We start from the raw sequence: 20,047 nt of genomic DNA on the forward strand, positions 1-20,047 counted from the left end.
CGTTCAATAAATTGAACTAAGATTATTTTTAATTGATTTATAGGTATTTGAGACTTTCCCCTTTTTCCTACTTCAACGACACCACTTTTTCAGTAACCCCTAATTGTCAATTATCCATTGTCAATTGTCAATTTTGTTTCACGATTCCACTTTTTCAGCAACACTGAAATACTTTCTGCTTCATCTCCAATCAAATTATCCTCACTGATTTGACGAGAATCAAGCCAAGAAAAATTAAAGGGCTCATGAAGGATAAGATAAAGGCAAGGAATCAAAAATAAAGTTAACAGAGTTGCCAAGGATAAACCCCAAAATACTACAATACCAAGAGGTTGGAGAAATTCACCACCATCTCCAGCGCCCCTCGCCAAAGGATACATCCCCAAAACTGTCGTAATAGTCGTCATCAAAATTGGGCGCAATCTTTGCGCCGCCGCTTGAATCATACAATCACGGCGAGACGGTTGTAAAACTTGCGGATTTTCCTGTTGCTCTTGATATAATTGATTAGCTAACTCCACCATAACAATAGCATTATTAACCACAATCCCCACCAATAACACAGCGCCCACAATCACAGTAGCGCCCACCGGCGTTTCCGTGAAGTATAAACCATAAATCCCCCCCGACAAAGCCAAAGGTAAAGTAAACATAATTACCAGAGGATCAATTAAAGAATTATACTGCACTGCCATCACCACGAACACCAAAAATCCCGCTAAACCGCCTAAAATCGGCAAAGACGATTGTAACTCATCATTACTTTGACGGGCATAACTAGGTAAAATTCTGACTCCACTGGGTAAATCAACATCTTTTAAAATTGTCTCAATTTCAGCTAAAGCGCCCCCCAAATTGGCATCTTCCGCTAAATCTCCCGTGATAATATAGACTTGACGCTGATTAATTCGCTTAATTTCGGAGGGCGCTGCACCTTTGGTAATGGTTGCCACTTCTCGTAAACGAATAGGTAATATTAACCGAACCTCTTAACACATTTTCGTTGGTATTTGCACCAAATAAAAATCCTCCCGCCGTAGTAAATGCGTACTCTGTTTCCGTTGTTCTAAAATCACCTCATCAATAATGCCTAAAACTCGCCGATTCGTAGCGAGGGTAGTTTGCGGGGGAAAACGCACAAAAACATTAACTTGTCCCGTATTAATAGATGGTAAAATTTCTTGAGGTAAACCTTGGGCAATATTAAAGCTAATACTACCGACAATTAAAAAGATTCCCACCACAAAAAACCAACGAATTTTCATTAAAAACGTTAGGGTTGATTTATAACCCTCATTAACTTTCAAAAAGCCTTTATTAAACCAATAAATCGGGAAAAAACGATCCACTCGACTACGCCAAGGAATAGCCAACAAGCGAGAAGTTAACATGGGTATCAAGGTTAAAGCTACCACAATGGAAGCACCGATGGCAAAACTGATGGTTAACACCAATTCACTGAAAAGCAGAGATAGTAAGCCACCAATTAATAAAAATGGTAACACTGCTACTAAATTGGTGCTGGTAGAAGCAATTAACGCTGATTCTACACTACGGGCGCTGTTGACAGATTCGTTAATGCCTCTTCGATAGGGCGCGTAATTTCTTCTACGGCAATTTCTGGGGCAATACCATTAGTATTAAGTCTCACACCAATACGAGGATAAGTAATCGACGGCAATAAATCCACCGAGATATTATTAACAAAAAATACCCCAATGACTATTACTGCTAACGTTAACATCATCGTAGCGATATGACGACGGATAGCAGTACCACTGATACTAAAAGGGTGGAGGGCGCTATTTTTTGTTTCTGCTGACATAACCTTATGAAGTGGAGATTTTCAGCACTACCTTAACATATCTTAATGGTGGAGTGCGCTGGTTCATCAAGTAAGAAGTAAAAAGTAATATCAAGTTCAGATAATTAGTTATTAAAAAATGGTATCTTCGCAATTTCCTCACCGTGTAATCAATTACACGGCTAATATATCTCGTTCAATAAATTGAACTAAGATTATTTTTAATTGATTTATAGGGTTTTTCATCATGATGAGGTACATTTTTTTATTGCTGCCTTTCAACGAAAATTTTTGTACCTCACCAAAACGGAAATTGCTATGTCAGTGATTAAACGAACTTGATATAATACCAAGATAATATTAATCAAGTATTAAAAATTATGGCAACTACTGCGGATGATGTTTGGAGAATACTAGCAGAATTAAGTACGGCTCAAAAAGAAACCGAAAGACGTTTTCAAGAAACAGAAAGACGCTTTCAAGAAACAGAGCGTATATTGAAAGCGCAATCCTCAGAAACAGATCGACAAATTAAAGAAGTCAGTCAAGAAATTAAACAGGTTAGTAAGCAAATCAAACAAGTTAACAAACAAATTGGGGAATTAGGTAATCGCTTGGGGGAGTTTGTGGAGTATAAACTGAGCCCCTCGGCGGTAAAATTATTTCGTCAATGGGGAATTAATGTCCATGAATTACATCCGGGAGTGACGGTGCAAAGGATAGACGGCGGTTTGGAAATTGATTTATTAGTTGTCAATGATACAAAAGTGGTAGTAATTGAAGTCAAAAGTAAATTAACTCAAACCGATATAGATGAACATTTAGAGCGTTTAGATAAGTTTAAAAGATTCATGCCTCGCTATCAAGATAATAGCGTTTATGGGGCGGTGGGCGCTATGGTGGTGAGTGATAAAGTTGCCCGTTATGCTTATCAGAAAGGTTTATTTGTTTTAGCACCCAATGGAGAAGATGTGATAATTACTAATAACTCAGAATTTAAACCTCACATTTGGTAAAACAAAATGGATAATCAGCAAAAATCTACACCTCAAAGCAAGTCACAAAACTCAACAGAAAATCAAGAAGAAATCCTTTGCCCTCATTGCAAACGCACCGCCACTAACGGCATCAAATGTAAGGGGATATGTGTTGCAGACAGTGATTATTAAACCTCACCCATGCGCTTGAGTAAATGTGCTAGTAACATTAACCCTGCATTGCCAACAGTTAGGATAATTACCCCAGCGACTCCCATCATCCCATCATCACGAAATACAGAGATAACTAAAATCAAAAGTGCTGTTTTGGTAGAGATACTCGCCACTGCTAACATTTTTTGCCACACATTTTCATCTCGCCACGCTTGATACATGGGTATAACTAATGCGCCAATCATCAAAAGAATTATTGTATCGGTAAGAGAAATCATAGTTAGGGTTTGCACTTATGAATGGTATCGTTAAGGGAATTTAGAATTAATAATTTTTGATAGGGAAGAAAAAAATATGGTATTTTTAGAGAAAAAAAGTTATTTTTGGCACTAATTTAAGATTTTATCGTCTTTAAAACCTTTGTTCTAAAAAGGTGTTAATTTTCTTATCTTTGCGCCTTTGCGCCTTTGCGAGAGACAAAAATTTTATTCATTGACAATATTTTTTTGCCATAAGTAAATATCTGTGTTGAAACCAGCCGTAGCTAAAATATTGCCATCTGCACTGAAAGCGAGAGATTGCACCCAATCGTGATGATAGGGAATAAAAGCTATTTGTTGGCGGCTATTATAATCCCAAATTCTCACGCCGTCATTACCGCCACTGGCAAGGGTATTGCCATCAGGAGATAAAGCCATAGTGCGTAAACGGTCACTATGTTGTCCAAAGTTAGCAAGGGGTTGCAAGGTTTGACTATTCCATACTTTTACTTGTCTTTCTTCGGCGCTGGTAAGTAGTTGTTTCCCGTCAGGGGTGAAAATTAATCCATTAATCTTACTTTGATGAGGTGTAAATTGTCTAATTTTTTGACCTGTGGTTAAATCCCAGAGGGTGACTTTGCCACTCAAGCTACCACTGGCTAAAATGCGCCCGTCGGGATGAATGGCAAGGGCGCTGGTAGCTTCACCAATGCCTGTTAAATTATAGGCAAGGCGTTTAAATTCTAAATTCCAAACTTTAATACCATCCAGCGCCCCACTCACCAATATTTTACTATCGGGGGAAACAGCTAACGCTAAAACATTATTTTGATGGATGAAAAAACTTGATTCTAAAGCGCCCGTCTCCCCATGCCAAATGCGTATATCGGAGGCTTGACCGGCTGTAATGATTTTTGTGCCGTCGGGGGTATAAATAAGGGCGTTAACGGCTGAACCATGCGCCCTCTGCTGTTTAATTTCTGTGCCTTGCTGTACTTGCCAAAACCTCATTCTAGGGTCACTATAACTACCGACACTGACAAGGTTATTATTAATGGGGTTAAAGGCTACTCCATAAACGGGGGATTGGTGTTTAGCGAGGGTATGAGTTAATTTTAGGTTGCCCCAACTATTGAAGGTAGTTTGATTTTGATTGTTGACGGTGACGGGCGCATTTTGAGCTAAAATAGCTGTCGGTGCGGACAGTATTAGAGTTAAACTGAGGTAAATTGGTCTTAATTTCATTGATCCCACAAAGGCTTTGCTCTTTTAATAGTTTAATATAGTAATTCTCTATGAATTATAATCTCCCCGTCTCCCTTTCTTCCTCTGCTTCCCTTTCTCTTCTATTTCCCCTTTGCCTCTTGAACTTTTTCCTTCCCCTCAACTCCCTCAACAACCCCTAATTAGTTTGCAATAACTCTCTAGGGGAAGGAGTGGAATCTTCCTCAATGGAAAGAGGGGGAATTATCTCTGTTACTGGCGTCTCCGTAGATGGGGTAATTACAGGTAATGACTCTTCTAAGGTTGGCGGTTGTTTAACTTCCACTTCCTTTGGAGTAGGGGTAGCAGATGGAGTAGCAGGGGGTGACGGGGTGGTAGAGGGTGACGGAGTGGCAGGGGGTGACGGAGTAGCAGGGGGTGACGGGGTGGTAGAGGGGGATGGAGTGACAGGGGGTGACGGGGTGGTAGAGGGGGATGGAGTGGCAGAGGTAGGAGAGGTTTGAGGGGATGTGGTTTGATTGTTGGTTGTTTCACCTACATTAGATATGGAAAGGGAGGGGCAAATATCGGGATTGTAGGCAAAGTTTATATAAACATGATAAGGTTGATTATTGCCTGTGGTGTTGGTAAAACCATAGGTTTTAACTTGTTGTAGCGCCCGACTATTCAATAAAGGATAACCGGCACTTTTAATTAAAGCGGTGTTAACAATTTCCCCTTGAGGATTAACACTAACTCCATAGGTAGCAGTGCCTTCCAGTTTTGCTATACAAGCATCTTGGGGATAATTTCCCGTCAGAGTGATTTCTTGAGGGCTAGGGTTTTCTACTTCTTGTAGCCATGCGACATAATTTTGTGTGGCTTCTTCTGCTGTAGTATTGGCAGTTTCTGCGGTTAAACTTTGTCTTAATTGTGTCACTCGTTGCTGTAAATTTTCATTAACTGGGGTGGAGGGCGCTGGATTCACTGCTATTTGACTGGGAGGGCGGTTATTAAATACATCCCTAGCATCAGGAATGTCAATATTGTTATTGCCCTGAAAAAGATTACGGCGAATCTCGGCTTCTTCTTCTGGGGTTTTGGGGGTAATTTCAATCACCCTACCCCTCGATGTGATCATTTCTTGAAAAGGATCAAAATTAGAGTTATCCTCTGGCAACGTTTCCATAGGTAAGCGAGGCGGAGGAGTGATGCTACTTAAATCCATGGGAGGAGGTGCCGTAAGATTCAGCGCCCCTCCCCCCGGATTATACTCTGGGATATTGGTATAAGCATCATAATCAGGTAAAGCGGGAGGAGTTGGTAAATTTACCCAAAAATTATCTCCCGTTGGTAGTGACGGTAAAGTATTCAAATCTGCCATGGCAAAATCAGGCGCAGCAAAATTGGGTAACTGAATGGGGTTAATGTTATCCCAACCACTAAAACTTTGGGGTTGAGGGTTCAAATCTGGTAGTCTTGTTTGCTCCAACGCCCCCAACTCAATAATTTGCGTATCTCCCCTATCAACATTATTGCTACTATTCAAACTCAATTGCGGTAACAATAAAATAAAAAAACCGCCGTGAAGCGCCACGGAAACTAATAACGGTAAATTTAGTTTACTCACCAAGTTATTTAGCCACGGTGAAGGGCGCTGGATTGTCGTTACCATATTCTCCTCAAAACTTAACCTTACAATGTCAGTATTTTAGCTTAATCAATTTTAAATTGCTTTTCCCTTCGACTACCAATAACCAAAAATTATTTTAAGTATATGAAAAAAGAACTTTAATTTATCGACAATGCCTCACACTCAGAGATTTACTAAATCTTAGATTTTCTATATAAACGGATATAAAATGACATAAAAGGACAAATAAATAAAAAGTTTGTGAAAGTATTCGATTTCGGTTTCAGAAAAGTAATATTTGATGTACGATAAAGGGAGATTTTGGTTGCCCCTTTTGGGGAAGTACCTTACAAAAATAGGATAGTAATACTATTAACGCTTCCGTGGGTGAAGCAGTCTGTTAAATCAGATAACATAAGTGTCTTAAAAATATTTTTTAAGGCTTTGAGGGATACCTCCTTTTGAGTATTTTACTCAAATGCTATTGCAGTTTATTACGGTATATGCCGTTTTATTCTGCATAAACGTATCAGATATACTGTCTAGAATGGACAAAAAGCAATTAGTTTCATATTATAAATAGTTTTAAGGCTATGCTTTATCTATTTGATGGAAAACTATTCATACACTAAGTAAAAGTATTAAATGTCTTACTTATCTCGTCGTAAATTTATTTTAACTAGCAGTATTTCCGCCACTGGCGTATTACTAAAGGGATGTTTGGGTGATAAACCAGAATCCAACAACGAAAATACCACGCAGATAACACCTTTATCTCAAACAGCAGACATCAGCCCTGAAATGATGCCCGAAATCAATAGCATAAGATTAGGTTATTTTCCTATTGTGGAGAGCGCTGCTATGATTGTTGCCCAAGAAAAAGGGTTTTTTGCTAAATATGGCATGACCAAAATAGAATTGGTTAAACAACCAAGTTGGGCATTTGCGAGAGATCAAGTAGTCAAAGGTGGAGTACAAGGTGGGATTGACGGTGGGCAATGGCAAATGCCCATGCCTCACCTAATTACGGAAGGAATTATCACCAGAGGTGAAAAAATCCCCATGTATGTTTTGGCAGAACTGAATACCCAAGGTAACGGTATTGCCATTGCAGGAACTCATGCCGGAAAAGGCTTACACTTAGACATTACGAAAGCAAGAGACTACATCAAAAGTTTTCCCCGTAATGAAGGAAGAAAATTTAAAGCCGCCCACACCTTTGCTAATGCGAATCAAGACTTTTGGATACGTTACTGGTTTGCTTCTGGGGGAATAAATCCTGATACTGATATTGATTTATTAGCCATACCTCCTGTAAATACCGTACAGGGAATGCTTGATGGTACAATGGATGCTTTTAGTACAGGTGATCCTTGGCCTTATCGCATCATTGCCGAAAATATTGGACATATGGGCGCCCTCACCTCACAGATATGGAAATTTCATCCCGAAGAATATCTTGCCATTCGTGCCGACTGGGTGGATAAATACCCCAAAGCTACCAAAGCTATTTTAAAAGGTCTTATGGAAGCCCAACAGTGGTGCGATGATGTCAATAATCAAACGGAATTAATTAGTATTCTCGCCCAAAAAATTTATTTTGATGTACCTGTAGATATTCTCAAACCTCCTTTTAATGGTAACTATGCCATGGGAGACGGGCAAGCAAGTATTAACGATTTAACCATGAGACCCTTATATTGGAAAGATGATCTCGGTAGTGTTTCCTATCCCTATAAAAGTCATGATTTATGGTTTTTAACAGAAACATTAAGATGGGGATTTCATCGAGCAAAACTTAATGATTTTGAACAAATTAAACAGCTTATTGACAGAGTAAATCGGGAAGACTTATGGCGAGAAGCTGCCACAGAAGCTGGATTTAATAGTGATATTCCTGCTGGTACTTCAAGGGGTATAGAAACATTTTTTGATGGCAAAATCTTTGATCCTGAAAATCCTCAAGCATATCTTGATAGTTTAACAATTAAAAATATATAGCAATAAAAAACAAATTACTAAAATTAACTAAAAATTATGTTTAAAAGATTCACTTTCAATCAATTTGTAAAATTAATCAAAAATGAAATTAATAATCTCGCTGATCAGATAATGAATAATCAAACTTCTAACTGGCTTGATAACTTTATTCTCTCCAACTCTGAGGAAGAATTTTTTTTACAAGCAATTAAAGATCAAAAGGGCAATGGGAAAATTGACAATGGATAATTGACAATTATGAGGTTTTAATATTCCCGTGTAGTATATGTAATCTTGTATTTTAACTGCATTTTTATTAAAGAAAGCGTGATTTTGCGTATTTTTTGATGCTTGTAGTATGTCTTAACCCTTATGAATCAACACTTCTGAGTTTATTCAGCAAACCCTAATTAATTACTGAGAAAAGTAGTAGAAGATTGATCCACACCGTGATAATCTTGAAAGTGGCAAATCTTATTATAAATTAAACTTTACGAAAGTAAATAACACAAAATAATCAGCATGGTAGCAACACAAGAAAAAACAAACGTTGGTAAAATTACCCAAGTAATCGGGCCAGTGGTTGATGCTGAATTCCCTAGCGGCAATCTTCCCCGTATTTATAATGCTTTACGCATCGAAGGCACAAACGAAGCAGGTCAATCCGTAGCCGTTACCTGTGAAGTACAACAACTTTTAGGGGATAACCAAGTGCGCGCGGTATCCATGACTACCACGGATGGTTTAGTTAGAGGTATGGAAATTGTTGACCTCGGTAAACCTATTAGTGTTCCCGTCGGTAAAGCCACTTTAGGACGAATTTTCAACGTTTTAGGTGAACCTGTCGATAACAAGGGACCCGTTAATGCAGAAGAAACTTTCCCTATTCACCGCAAAGCGCCCGCCTTCACAGATTTAGTTACTCAACCTACGGTATTTGAAACTGGTATTAAAGTAGTTGACCTTTTAACTCCTTATCGTCAAGGTGGTAAAATTGGTTTGTTTGGGGGCGCTGGTGTTGGTAAAACCGTTATTATGATGGAATTAATTAACAACATCGCTATTCAACACGGAGGTGTATCTGTGTTTGGTGGTGTGGGTGAGCGCACCCGTGAAGGTAATGACCTTTACAACGAAATGATCGAATCTAACGTAATCGATGCGGAAAACCCTGAAAACTCTAAAATTGCTCTCGTTTATGGTCAGATGAATGAGCCACCCGGAGCGAGAATGCGTGTGGGTTTATCGGCTTTGACTATGGCGGAGTATTTCCGTGATGTGAACAAACAAGACGTATTGTTATTCATTGATAACATCTTCCGTTTCGTTCAAGCCGGTTCAGAAGTATCAGCGTTACTTGGTAGAATGCCCTCTGCGGTAGGTTATCAACCCACTCTCGGTACTGATATGGGTGATTTACAAGAGCGTATCACTTCCACCAAAGAAGGTTCTATCACCTCTATTCAAGCGGTTTACGTTCCTGCGGATGACTTAACTGACCCAGCGCCCGCCACCACTTTTGCTCACTTAGATGGTACAACTGTATTGTCTCGTGGTTTAGCATCCAAAGGTATTTATCCTGCGGTTGATCCGTTAGGTTCTACCAGCACCATGTTACAGCCCCATATCGTAGGGGAAGAACACTACAACACGGCGCGCGCTGTGCAATCTACTTTACAACGCTACAAAGAGTTACAAGACATTATCGCTATTCTCGGTTTGGATGAATTATCCGAAGAAGATCGTTTAGTGGTGGATCGCGCTCGTAAAATTGAGCGTTTCTTGTCTCAACCTTTCTTCGTAGCAGAAGTATTCACTGGTAGCCCCGGTAAATATGTATCTTTAGAAGATACGATCAAAGGTTTCCAAAAAATTCTTGCCGGTGAATTAGACCATTTACCTGAACAAGCCTTCTATTTAGTTGGTAACATTGACGAAGCCATCGCTAAAGGTGAAAAACTCAAAGGCTAAATCCAAATGTCCCTCTCCCAAAGGAGAGGGGTTGGGGTGAGGGTCAAAAAAATTACAATTTAAAATTAAATTTGCATTTATTATTATGACTTTAACAGTAAGAGTAATTACGCCCGATCGCACCGTTTGGGATCAAAATGCCCAAGAGGTAATTTTACCTAGTGGCACTGGACAGTTAGGGATTTTAACCGATCACGCTCCTTTATTAACTAACCTTGATATTGGGGTGTTGCGGGTGCGCACGGAGAAAGAATGGCAATCCATCGCCGTTATGGGTGGTTTTGCTGAGGTAGAAAATAATGAGGTTAAAGTATTGGTGAATGGTGCTGAATTAGCTAGTGCCATTGATCGTGAAGAAGCCCAAAATCTCTTTAATGAAGCTCAAGCTCAGTTAAATGAGGCTAATGGTAAAGGTGATCGTTTATCCATACTCAAGGCTAATACTAATTTTAAGAAAGCTAGAGCTAGACTTCAAGCTACCAATAAATAATGATGATATATTTTCCCCTCTCCTGTGGGAGAGGGGTTAGGGGTGAGGGTAAAAATAGGAAATCATGACGAAATCTGAGCTTGTGAAGGTAATGGGGAAGGGTGAAGGGCGCTTTCAAGAGGAAAGAAAAAGAGATTTATATTTATTGTTAGAAAACTTGACGTTACAGGAAGAAGCTACCATTAAATTAATTATCGAATGTCTTTATGACATCGGCATGATTAATATGATTAATCGCAAAATCCAGCGCCCTTCCCTCAACAGAATCGCTAAATTTTTTATTAATACTCCTAAACCCATTGCCAAAATCTTAGCTTGGCGTTGGGTGAAAAAGAATCTTCCTCAACAGGTAGCAAATTGGTTATATCGTAAAGTAAGTTAATTAAAAAATTTTTCTTAAAGGCTTTTTTCTTTAATTAATTCATTTATTTTATCAATGATACTTGTAGCTAACTTTAAAGCGAATTTTGCTTTACTTCCTAAACCAATAAAAACGTCTTCATAATCAGCTTTATTTCTATCTAAACGTAATCGACTTAAATCATTTCCTATTTCTCTCATTTTTCTATTTTGAGAATCATAAGTTTTAAATTCTTCAGCGACAGTCTGATGTTCATTTTCTCCTCGTCTTGATTGAAAATCTAAATAATCTTTTAAATAATTTCTGGCGTAACAAAAAACAGCATAATAAGCTCTACTGATGGCAGATCGTTGTTTTGCCTCATTAGTTTCACTTTCAATGAGTTCTTGTGCTAATTTTAAATATTCTGACCAATCAAATTTCATCAAAATCAATATGAATATTCAATTTGTTACCTACTTGAGCAAAAATATCTAACCACCAGTCATGATCTAATTGTTTTAGTTTGTCAAATGCTTGATCAACGTTTAATTTTGTATGAATAGTTATGCTTAAATTTTCCCAGTTAGCTATTTCTGGGTCAGTAATAATATTCAAACTAATTTTATCATTATTAAAGTATTTTTTTATCTGTTTTTCTGCTTCTACTACAATCAAAAATAGCTCTTGATGTCTGTATAAAAAATCAAATACTTCCCATTGATCGTCAATTATATACTTTTTTGTTATTTCATTTAATATAAATCTTAATGAAGAGTTATCTATAATTAATCTACTATATATTTCTCCTAAATATTCTAATAAATTAGCTTTAGGTTTAAAATCATCTAATAATTGATTAGTATAAATACGTTGATTATTAATTTTATTAGAAAAATTTATACGATGATAAGTAGTTGATATGCTAGGCTGAATATCGCTATAAAAATACAAATCATGATTTGTTAGTCTTGTTGATATTGATTGAGATTTGCTTTGATTTTGTCGTGAGAAATCATTAACAGAATTCTCTGAAGTATTGATAGTATTTTGACGATATGATGTTGCTTTCATTATTGAAACCTCCCTAATAATTCACCATCAACTAAGGCGAAGAACCAATTATGAGTTACATGATGAGCTTCTTCTAACCATTGATCTAATTTAGTTGAAATATCTGGCAAATCATTTTCATTTGATTGAATAGTTGTTTCCCATATTAAAGCATCACTAATTATTTTTCCTGTGTTATCTGTTTTTTTTCCTTGAAATATTCTAAAGTTTAGAATACCTTTGGGTTTTTCACATTCAAAGGACAATGTTAAGTCTAATTGCACTGGTTTTTTCTGAAGATAGGTATTCTCAAAAAGTGCTGTATTCAGAGATATATTTAATTGCATTTTTTCCTGTAAAAAATTATATATATCTTCTTCCGAATTAATATCTATAGCGTCAACATATTTCAGCATTAAGTTTTTCGTTTTAAATTCTTCTTGATTAGGAACAGAATCATGCAATTGACTAACAACATCCATTACTCTTGGTTTAAAATCATTCCATAAATAATTCTCTGTATCATTTATCGTCAAAATTCCTGTTCCTAATTGTATAAGAGGCCATGTTTTCTCGCTTTTAAATCGATGTTTAACTAATCCTTCTGCCATCATTTCTGGCACGTTAGCAAAGGGTAATGGTTCATAATGAGGATAATTTGTTTTTAGTCGATCGAATAATCGTCCTAGTATTAATTGTGTATTTGCTTCTGAGGGAAACTGAGATGACTGATTAATTTGCCATCGAATTTCAAATATTGCCTCAATTAGTGGTTTATTGGCGAGATGTTCCACAGTGTTTTACAGTTACATACTTTATTAAGATAGATTATCATAATATGATTATACTGAATCTGATCTCAGAATTCATCTATTTTTTGATCTGACACTAAATGAAATTTAACATCAATACGGTAATTCTAGTGGGAGGGGCGCTGATACTTGGAGGTGTAGTATATGGTTTACAGATCAAATCTCCATCAGAATCAAACAATAATGGTAGCTTAGTCAAGCAAGAAGATAGATTATTTCCCTTCAATAGAGAAGATATTACTGAAATTACCATCAATAAACAGTCACAAACCCTAAATTTTGTTAAAAGCAGTGGAGAAAATTCTATTTGGGAAATGACACAACCTGAAAAAATAAAAGCAAATGATGCTTCTATGTCATTTCTTCTTAACTTATTTCCCGAAGCGACAAAGCAACCACAAATCGAGGTTACAGAGAAATTATTGAGTGATTATGGCTTAGAATCAGCGCCCTCCACCCTAACCGTTAAAATTAATAATGGGGATAATTACGAAATCAAATTAGGTAATAGTAACTTTGATGATACAAAAGTATATGGCTTAGTTAAATTTCCCAATTCTGGAGAGGAAAACATTTTTTTATTGTCAAAAAGTTTCGTTTATGCCATTGATCGTGATTTGTCAGAATGGCAAGATAATCAATAATACAATACTTTTTTAATAACTTTTTTTATGTTGATATATTTTTTAATATATCGTTTATTTGTTGTTTTAGATGGGCTAAATCATTTTCGACAATTTCCCAAACAATTTCTAAATCAACTCTAAAACATTCATAAATAATTAAGTTACTAAAATCAGCTATTTTTAACCATAAAACTTGAGGATATTTAGCTTTAAATACTTCAGAAGTTGCTCGACTAGCTTCCCCAATAATTTGTAAGTGGTGAATAATCCATGTCTGGATTAATTCATCTTCAAAGAAAGCTCTTTTTCCTCTTACTGAATATTTTTCTATACTGTCAAGGCATTCTTGAATGTCTCTAATTCTTTCACTATCATCTCTCATAAACTAATTGCCTCCTGAAATACTCTTTCTTTGATTCTTTCTTTTAAGCCAACCGCTGTAACAACATCAACTTTTTTTTCCAAAAAATTTTCTAAATCACGAATTAACCCCACAGGAAACCAAGGAGTAATTTTTTTGATGTCATAATCAATCAGGAAGTCAATATCGCTTTTTTCGTCAGCTTCTCCCCTTGCCACTGAGCCAAATACACGCACATTATACGCGCCATGTTTCGAGGCAATGTTAATTATTTCTTCTCGTTTTTCTCTTAGTAACTCTAGGTTCATTTTCTTTGAATATCTTTTCTTAATTAACAATATTTTTATAATAAATTATTACAATATAAAAGTGTCAGTATCTAAGCAAGAGTTGGTTAAAAAGTAGAGTTATGAGAGTAATGAATTATCAATTATTAATTAAGGTTTGCTGAATAAATCAAAACCCTTGTCAAATAAAGATTTTAATTTATAAGCCTAAAAACCTTTGCCCCTTGCCCTTTGCCCTTTGCCCTTTTAACTAAATGTCCGAATTATTAACAAAATTATCACAACCTCTGAAAATAGGTAACGTTACCCTAAATAGTCGAGTATTTCAATCGCCCTTATCGGGGGTGACAGATTTAGTTTTTCGCCGTTTGGTGAGACGTTACGCGCCCTCCGCCATGACTTATACGGAAATGGTCAATGCCACAGAATTACAGCATTTCAAGACATTACCGAGGATCATGGAAATCGATCCTGATGAGCAACCTATCAGTATTCAATTATTTGATTGTCGCCCTGATTTTATGGCACAAGCAGCGCGCCTCGCCGTAGCAGAAGGGGCGAAAACTATCGATATAAATATGGGTTGCCCTGTGAATAAGATTACCAAAAAAGGCGGAGGCTCACGTTTATTGCGACAACCGGATATTGCCGAAGCCTTAGTAAAAGAGGTTAGAAACGCCGTTGATGTGCCGGTGACGGTGAAAACTCGTCTCGGTTGGAATGATGAGGAAATCAATATTATTGAGTTTGCCCAAAGAATGCAAAACGCTGGGGCGCAAATGATTACCATTCACGGGCGCACGAGGGCGCAGGGTTACACGGGTAAGGCACGATGGGAGTTAATCGGTGCAGTGAAACAAAATCTTGATATTCCCGTTATTGCCAATGGCGATATTTTTTCGTGGCAAGATGCTTTACGTTGCTTAACGATGACGGGCGCTGATGGGGTCATGTGTTCTCGTGGTACACTGGGTTATCCTTTTTTGGTGGGGGAAATTGATTATTTTTTGCACACGGGGCAAATTCTTCCTCAACCTACCATTAAAGAGCGTTTAAACTGTGCCAAAGAGCATTTAATCGGCTTATGGGAGTATAAAGGTTATAGGGGGATTTTACAATCTCGGAAGCATCTCAGTTGGTATTGTAAAGGGTTTGAGGGCGCTGGGGAATTGCGAGATCGATGTTCTCGTATTGAATCAGTCACGGAAGGGTTACAATTATTGGACGATGCTATCGCAATGCTAAATCATTAGTAGCGCATGTGCAAATATTTAAAAATATCATCATTGAGTCTTAACAAGCAGGGCGTTTTCAAAGTCAGATAGTTAGAACCTTTCTCCCACTATTTTTTGATAATAATTCATTGTCAATTATCAATTATCCATTGTCAATTTGCCCTCAGCACATCACTTTTTCAGCACCACCTATAGCGTTTTTCATGATAATGAGGTATGTTTATTATTCTCAAGTCCCCCTTTTTAAGGGGGATTTAGGGGGATCATCTTGTACCTCATAAGGGTGGAAATTGCTATATATAGAGTTTTGTAACGAAAAATAAACTTTAAATAACTTTGTTTTTATTCTGAAAATAATTAATAATTAATCACGGTAAAAAAAACTATAATAAAAGAAGGTAAATTTCTTAGTTATATCTTTAACAATATAGATATTTTTAGTGAAAGTTTTTTTTTAAAATAAATAAGTTTATCAGCTTTAATAAGTTAATTATTTTAATTTGCTCAAATTGAAATAACTAGATAAAAAAGTAGTAAATTAATTTTTAAATAAGTGCATATTACCAAATTTCAGGAGAAAATATCATGTTAATTAGTGATATATTAAAAAAATATAACGAGGGTTTTAGGGATTTTCGGGAGATAAATCTCAGTAAAAGTAACCTCAGTGGTATGAAATTAAGTTATGCCAACCTATCCCATTCTAAGTTAACAGAAGCGCAGTTGGCATGGTCAGATTTAGAGCGTTGTTTTCTTGTGGAATCGGATTTGCGTGGTGCTTTTTTATATGGTGCTAATCTTAGCTTTGTGAAGTTGAAAGAGGCGGTATTGATTGAAGCTGATTTGACTAAGGCGAATTTGAGTGGTGCGCAGTTACACAAGGTTGATTTACAGGGTGCAACTTTAAGCGGTGCTGTGTTAACTTGGGTAAGTCTTTATATGGCAAATTTACCTTCTGTGAATCTTTGTGGCGCTAATTTGTCGGGAGTGAATTTGCGTGGTGCTAATTTGGAGGGCGCTAATTTGAATTGGAGTAATCTTGACGGCGCCCGTCTCAGTGGCGCTAACCTAAAAGGTGCTAAACTATACGGCATTAAGCTCAAAGGTGCTTTTCTTAATGGTTTGGATTTACATAGCGTCAATTTTAGTGGGATGAATTTGGAAAATGCTAAAATGAGTGGCATGAAACTTTACGGCACTGATTTAAGTGGTAGTAACCTTGATTCTGCTTATATGCGCCGTAGTGTATTGGATCAAGCTAATCTGAAAAATGCTAGTTTAAAACAAGGGCAGTTGAAAGGTGCGCAGTTTGTTCAAGCTAATTTGATGAAAAGTAACCTCATGGAAACTGATTTGCGCACGGCAGATTTAAGTTACACCAATCTTAATTTTGCTAATTTGACGGGCGCTGATTTAAGCGATGCTAATTTTCATGGTGCTTATTTATGGGGCGCTTGTTTGAATGGGGCAATTTTAAGGGGCGCTAATTTGACGGGCGCTAATCTTCGGGATGCTGATTTATCTGGAGTGGATTTGTCTGAAGCTATTTTGACGGGCGCTACTATGCCTGATGGCAAAGTTCATTTTTAATTATCGTTTTCAAAGATTAATTATGGTTTGCTAAATAAATCAATTAAGATATATTTTTTGTTAATTCTTTCACTTAATACCTAACACCTGATACCTGACACCTTTACAGCAGATCCTAATTATAAACTAAAATAAGTTTTTGTTGGGCGTTGTAAATTTCTAGGGTAAAGTCATATTTAGAACTAATATAACGATAGTTTTTTTCTACTTGATTGATATGATTAATGAGTGCTTCCATCATGGCATTTTCATTAGTCGTACTGATTTGAGCGATGGTTGCCACATTAGTTAAATACTGAGGATGAAGAAAAACTTTAATGGTTTTATTTTCTACTAAATAATCGCAAATTTTTTCACTACTTTGACATACTCTAGTTAATTCTTGTTTGGCTTTTTCTCGATTAATTGCTAGTTTTAATTCTTTTTCTGCTAAAACTAATTTTTCTTTTGCTTCTTTTTGCAAAGTTTCCATGTCATTTTTCAGTAAACTTTCTGGAGAAAATTCTGCTAAGATTACTTCTACTTCTCGCCAATTTTTAACGGCATTTGTCCACTGATTATTATTTTCTGAGTCTTGGGCTTCTTTTACTTTTGTTTGGGCTTGTTGATAAATATTTTGAGCGTTTTCTTCTTGTTTAATTCTCTCTTTTACTATGTTCAATTCTTGCACATAACGATCTGTTAATTCTGGTTTGAGGGGCGCTGGTTTTGTCTCATCATCAATTCCTTTAATCTTATTAATAGCTTCTTGCCATTTGAGGGATAAATTTTCTAAATCTGCTAAACTTTCGATGTTGTCTTTTAATATTTGATTTTCCTTTGCTATTACTTCTGCTTCACTCAACAAATTTTCAGCCAGAATGGCTTGATTTTTTTGATATTGTACTAAGGTTAATTCGGCATTATAATCATCATTTTTATTATTTTTTAGTTCTGCAAAAACTGGCGATTTAACAGTGCTTTTAGATGCCAGCGCCCTCCGCCATATATCTTCTACTTGCTCCCATTCTGCCACTGAAAGGGGTAATTTTGAGGACATTTGACGGGCGCTGATAGCTTGTTTTTCAGCTTCCACTAAATAATTAATATCATTAGTAATAATTTGATACTCTGTAATTAAATTTTGGGCATTTTGATGATGTTTTGACCAAGCAGGAATAGTTTTTAATTGTTGAATATTTTGATTAATTATGGAAGCTAAAATCAATAATTCTTCTTCAGTATAATTAGGATTGATATTAGTTAAACTATCATTGATATTATTTTCAGTAACGGTGATTAAATCACAACTATCTAAAACACAAGGGCGAGATAAACTATAAGCAATACCGCCACCACCTACAATAACTAATCCAGCAATTAACGAGATAAAACCCACTGAAAAGTTAGCGGAATTAACAGAATAATAAACTTTTTTAGGCTGAAGTTTATTTAATAAATCATTTGACACCTCTTCTTTATTTTCTGAGGAAATCAGAGGATATTTTTTGCGGTATTTTTTGAGATATTTTACTAGATTAATTTCAAGATTTTTATTCATAATCAGGTGGTGCTGAAAAAGTATTTTGGTGAGGGGAGGTGTCAGGTTTCGGGTGTCGCGGTGTTAGGTTAAAGAATTGACAAAAAACTTATGTTTATTGATCTTTTTCTGGTACAAGAGTCTATGGAGGGAAGGGTTTTAAACCTGAAACCTACTACCTGCTACCTGAAACCTCCCTTAACTTAACATTTGAATCAGTGCGTATCGTCATTTAGTAACGACTTTGGCAGCGCCCACCCCCCCGACAAAACCGAATAAATGTCCTAACCAAGAAATATTGGGGCTAGAAGGTAAAACCCCCCAAATCATACCACCATAAAGGAAAATCACGATGAGAGAAAGAGCGATGGAGGGCGCATTACGCTGAAAGTAACCGCGCATCAAGAGAAAACCCAGATAACCAAAGATAACACCACTAACACCCATGGTCACAGAATAAGGTTTGGCAAATAACCACACTCCAACGCCACTCACCAAAGCAGAAATGGCACTAACGATGTAAAAATCTTTGGTATTTTGAAGCATCACAAACCAAGCTAATATGGCAAAAGGCGGAGTATTACTCAAAAGATGAGCAAAATTAACATGGAGGAAGGGCGCGAGAATAATTCCCCTCAAACCGACAAAATTGCGAGGGGTAATACCCAAATAATTTAGACGATTACCAAAATAAGCCTGATTGATAATTTCTACAGCCCAAAAAATTACCAAAAAAGTAGCGATAATTTTAAACTGACTGCGTAACTCCTTAACAAAAGCCTTCATCTCTTCACTGCTACTCATATTTTCCCTCATGATGATAAAACTAACTCCATTTTATACCTTGTAAAAAATATCTCGTCATATTTGACCGTTTCCATTTCTATTACTCTAAAACCGCAACGAGTAAAAACGGCATGAGAAAAAAAACTTGCTTCTGTATAAAATCGTTTAATTCCCTTTGCTTTACCTTGATTTAAAACATATTTTAGTAATTTTGTACCATATCCTTGCCGAGTAAAATCGGGATGAAGATAAAAAGAGGCAATATGTCCATCATCTCTTAAACCGCAAAAACCAATAACTTGATTTTCCTGCAAGATAACATAAGTTGCTGGAGAAAAAATAAATTCGTAGAACTTATTACGGTGGGAGGGCGCTTTTGCCCAGGCGATCACTTGTTCTGGTGTATAGAGGGAGGGCGCTAGTTTCAATACCGATTGGCGATATATTTCTCTCAATAAGTCAAATTCACTGGGGAAAACTAAACGAAATGAAATCATCTTAATATGTTATTTTAGAAACTAAGTTGTCGATTAACAACTAAAGAAATAAAATTAAAAAACATCCTCATAAGGAAATCAGGGAAATAATTGAATATGCCCAGAAAAGAGGATGGATTGTAAAAGAATCTCATGGTCACGCTTGGGGTATTGTATATTGTCCTTATAACAATAATAGCTGTCGTGGTGGCAAGTGTTGTAAAGTAAGTATCTGAAGTACACCTACTAACCCTGAATATTTTGCCAAACATCTTAAAAGAGATTTAAACAAGTTTTGAAAAATAAAGCTGAGTTAAGTGGCTGTCAAATTATTGATGTGACAGAGGAATTTACCAGCAAAACTTGTACAAAGTGTGGTCATGTTCACAGTAAATTAGGTGGTGCTAAAGTTTTTGGCGTTGCATCATTGCGGGATGATATGCAATTTTCTGATAGGTTGAAACAACTGT

At 36.6% G+C, this 20,047-nt stretch carries 23 protein-coding genes and 1 pseudogene; 11 read left to right on the forward strand and 13 right to left on the reverse strand.

All coding sequences use genetic code 11. The features are described 5' to 3' along the window. Positions 1–110: 110 nt before the first annotated feature. Both IGQ45_07640 and IGQ45_07645 read right to left on the reverse strand, forming a co-directional pair. Positions 111–1,580: pseudogene (locus IGQ45_07640) on the reverse strand (efflux RND transporter permease subunit). Then, complete coding sequence (locus IGQ45_07645) at positions 1,547–1,825, reverse strand: efflux RND transporter permease subunit (GenBank protein ID MBF2057085.1); 279 nt, start codon at positions 1,823–1,825, stop codon at positions 1,547–1,549. The pseudogene IGQ45_07640 and the gene IGQ45_07645 overlap by 34 nt, the downstream one beginning before the upstream one ends. A 359-nt stretch (positions 1,826–2,184) precedes the next feature. Here IGQ45_07645 and IGQ45_07650 point away from each other — a divergent pair, with 359 nt between their 5' ends. Further along, the gene (locus tag IGQ45_07650; GenBank protein ID MBF2057086.1) at positions 2,185–2,820 is read left to right on the forward strand and encodes a hypothetical protein; all 636 of its coding nucleotides are present in this window, start codon (positions 2,185–2,187) and stop codon (positions 2,818–2,820) included. A gap of 6 nt (positions 2,821–2,826) precedes the next feature. Then, the gene (locus IGQ45_07655; protein MBF2057087.1) at positions 2,827–2,973 is read left to right on the forward strand and encodes a hypothetical protein; all 147 of its coding nucleotides are present in this window, start codon (positions 2,827–2,829) and stop codon (positions 2,971–2,973) included. Here the strand turns inward: IGQ45_07655 and IGQ45_07660 are convergent. The 3 genes from IGQ45_07660 to IGQ45_07670 form a co-directional block, all read right to left on the reverse strand. Continuing rightward, positions 2,970–3,233, reverse strand: coding sequence for a hypothetical protein (locus tag IGQ45_07660; GenBank protein ID MBF2057088.1), 264 nt, complete (start codon positions 3,231–3,233; stop codon positions 2,970–2,972). The genes IGQ45_07655 and IGQ45_07660 overlap by 4 nt on opposite strands. A 207-nt stretch (positions 3,234–3,440) precedes the next feature. Beyond that, entirely contained in the window at positions 3,441–4,460 is a 1,020-nt protein-coding gene (locus tag IGQ45_07665) for a WD40 repeat domain-containing protein (protein MBF2057089.1), read from the reverse strand. A 157-nt stretch (positions 4,461–4,617) separates the two neighbouring features. Beyond that, complete coding sequence (locus IGQ45_07670) at positions 4,618–6,093, reverse strand: TonB family protein (GenBank protein ID MBF2057090.1); 1,476 nt, start codon at positions 6,091–6,093, stop codon at positions 4,618–4,620. Between the two features lie 603 nt (positions 6,094–6,696). On the opposite strand from IGQ45_07670, the gene IGQ45_07675 reads away from it, so the two are divergent. The 5 genes from IGQ45_07675 (at position 6,697) to IGQ45_07695 (ending at position 10,874) form a co-directional block, all read left to right on the forward strand. Then, on the forward strand, positions 6,697–8,052 hold the full coding sequence (locus IGQ45_07675) for an ABC transporter substrate-binding protein (protein MBF2057091.1): 1,356 nt from the start codon (positions 6,697–6,699) through the stop codon (positions 8,050–8,052). A gap of 36 nt (positions 8,053–8,088) precedes the next feature. Next, a complete protein-coding gene (locus IGQ45_07680) occupies positions 8,089–8,280 on the forward strand; it encodes a hypothetical protein (GenBank protein MBF2057092.1) in 192 nt (63 codons plus the stop codon). Positions 8,281–8,553: 273 nt separating this feature from the next. Beyond that, a complete protein-coding gene (gene atpD / locus IGQ45_07685) occupies positions 8,554–10,002 on the forward strand; it encodes a F0F1 ATP synthase subunit beta (GenBank protein MBF2057093.1) in 1,449 nt (482 codons plus the stop codon). Between the two features lie 85 nt (positions 10,003–10,087). Further along, positions 10,088–10,492, forward strand: coding sequence for a F0F1 ATP synthase subunit epsilon (locus tag IGQ45_07690; protein MBF2057094.1), 405 nt, complete (start codon positions 10,088–10,090; stop codon positions 10,490–10,492). Positions 10,493–10,556: 64 nt separating this feature from the next. Further along, on the forward strand, positions 10,557–10,874 hold the full coding sequence (locus IGQ45_07695) for a hypothetical protein (GenBank protein ID MBF2057095.1): 318 nt from the start codon (positions 10,557–10,559) through the stop codon (positions 10,872–10,874). 14 nt (positions 10,875–10,888) lie between these two features. Here IGQ45_07695 and IGQ45_07700 read toward each other — a convergent pair whose 3' ends face one another. From IGQ45_07700 to IGQ45_07710, 3 genes are read right to left on the reverse strand one after another with little or no spacing between them, the layout of a single operon-like run. Beyond that, on the reverse strand, positions 10,889–11,278 hold the full coding sequence (locus IGQ45_07700) for a HEPN domain-containing protein (GenBank protein MBF2057096.1): 390 nt from the start codon (positions 11,276–11,278) through the stop codon (positions 10,889–10,891). After that, on the reverse strand, positions 11,268–11,906 hold the full coding sequence (locus IGQ45_07705; GenBank protein MBF2057097.1) for a hypothetical protein: 639 nt from the start codon (positions 11,904–11,906) through the stop codon (positions 11,268–11,270). The genes IGQ45_07700 and IGQ45_07705 overlap by 11 nt, the downstream gene beginning before the upstream one ends. Then, complete coding sequence (locus IGQ45_07710; GenBank protein MBF2057098.1) at positions 11,906–12,679, reverse strand: TIGR04255 family protein; 774 nt, start codon at positions 12,677–12,679, stop codon at positions 11,906–11,908. Before IGQ45_07710 ends, IGQ45_07705 begins: the two co-directional genes overlap by 1 nt. A 98-nt stretch (positions 12,680–12,777) precedes the next feature. On the opposite strand from IGQ45_07710, the gene IGQ45_07715 reads away from it, so the two are divergent. Next, on the forward strand, positions 12,778–13,341 hold the full coding sequence (locus tag IGQ45_07715) for a DUF4340 domain-containing protein (GenBank protein ID MBF2057099.1): 564 nt from the start codon (positions 12,778–12,780) through the stop codon (positions 13,339–13,341). Positions 13,342–13,366: 25 nt separating this feature from the next. Here IGQ45_07715 and IGQ45_07720 read toward each other — a convergent pair whose 3' ends face one another. Next, a complete protein-coding gene (locus tag IGQ45_07720; GenBank protein ID MBF2057100.1) occupies positions 13,367–13,705 on the reverse strand; it encodes a DUF86 domain-containing protein in 339 nt (112 codons plus the stop codon). Continuing rightward, entirely contained in the window at positions 13,702–13,992 is a 291-nt protein-coding gene (locus IGQ45_07725; GenBank protein MBF2057101.1) for a nucleotidyltransferase domain-containing protein, read from the reverse strand. The genes IGQ45_07720 and IGQ45_07725 overlap by 4 nt, the downstream gene beginning before the upstream one ends. Positions 13,993–14,225: 233 nt before the next feature. On the opposite strand from IGQ45_07725, the gene dusB reads away from it, so the two are divergent. Next, complete coding sequence (gene dusB, locus IGQ45_07730; GenBank protein ID MBF2057102.1) at positions 14,226–15,224, forward strand: tRNA dihydrouridine synthase DusB; 999 nt, start codon at positions 14,226–14,228, stop codon at positions 15,222–15,224. Positions 15,225–15,791: 567 nt separating this feature from the next. Then, on the forward strand, positions 15,792–16,796 hold the full coding sequence (locus tag IGQ45_07735; protein MBF2057103.1) for a pentapeptide repeat-containing protein: 1,005 nt from the start codon (positions 15,792–15,794) through the stop codon (positions 16,794–16,796). A gap of 115 nt (positions 16,797–16,911) precedes the next feature. On the opposite strand, the gene IGQ45_07740 is transcribed toward IGQ45_07735, so the two are convergent. From IGQ45_07740 to IGQ45_07750, 3 genes are all read right to left on the reverse strand, one after another. Further along, a complete protein-coding gene (locus IGQ45_07740) occupies positions 16,912–18,336 on the reverse strand; it encodes a hypothetical protein (GenBank protein MBF2057104.1) in 1,425 nt (474 codons plus the stop codon). Between the two features lie 207 nt (positions 18,337–18,543). Then, entirely contained in the window at positions 18,544–19,131 is a 588-nt protein-coding gene (locus tag IGQ45_07745) for a rhomboid family intramembrane serine protease (GenBank protein MBF2057105.1), read from the reverse strand. Continuing rightward, positions 19,128–19,598 (reverse strand): GNAT family N-acetyltransferase, encoded by a 471-nt coding sequence (locus IGQ45_07750; protein MBF2057106.1) that lies wholly within the window; start codon positions 19,596–19,598, stop codon positions 19,128–19,130. The genes IGQ45_07745 and IGQ45_07750 overlap by 4 nt, the downstream gene beginning before the upstream one ends. Before the next feature lie 274 nt (positions 19,599–19,872). Here IGQ45_07750 and IGQ45_07755 point away from each other — a divergent pair. Then, positions 19,873–20,047 (forward strand): transposase (locus tag IGQ45_07755; protein MBF2057107.1); only part of this gene is annotated, 175 nt, incomplete at its 3' end.

This window comes from Cyanobacterium sp. T60_A2020_053 (genome assembly GCA_015272165.1).
Classification (GTDB): domain Bacteria; phylum Cyanobacteriota; class Cyanobacteriia; order Cyanobacteriales; family Cyanobacteriaceae; genus Cyanobacterium.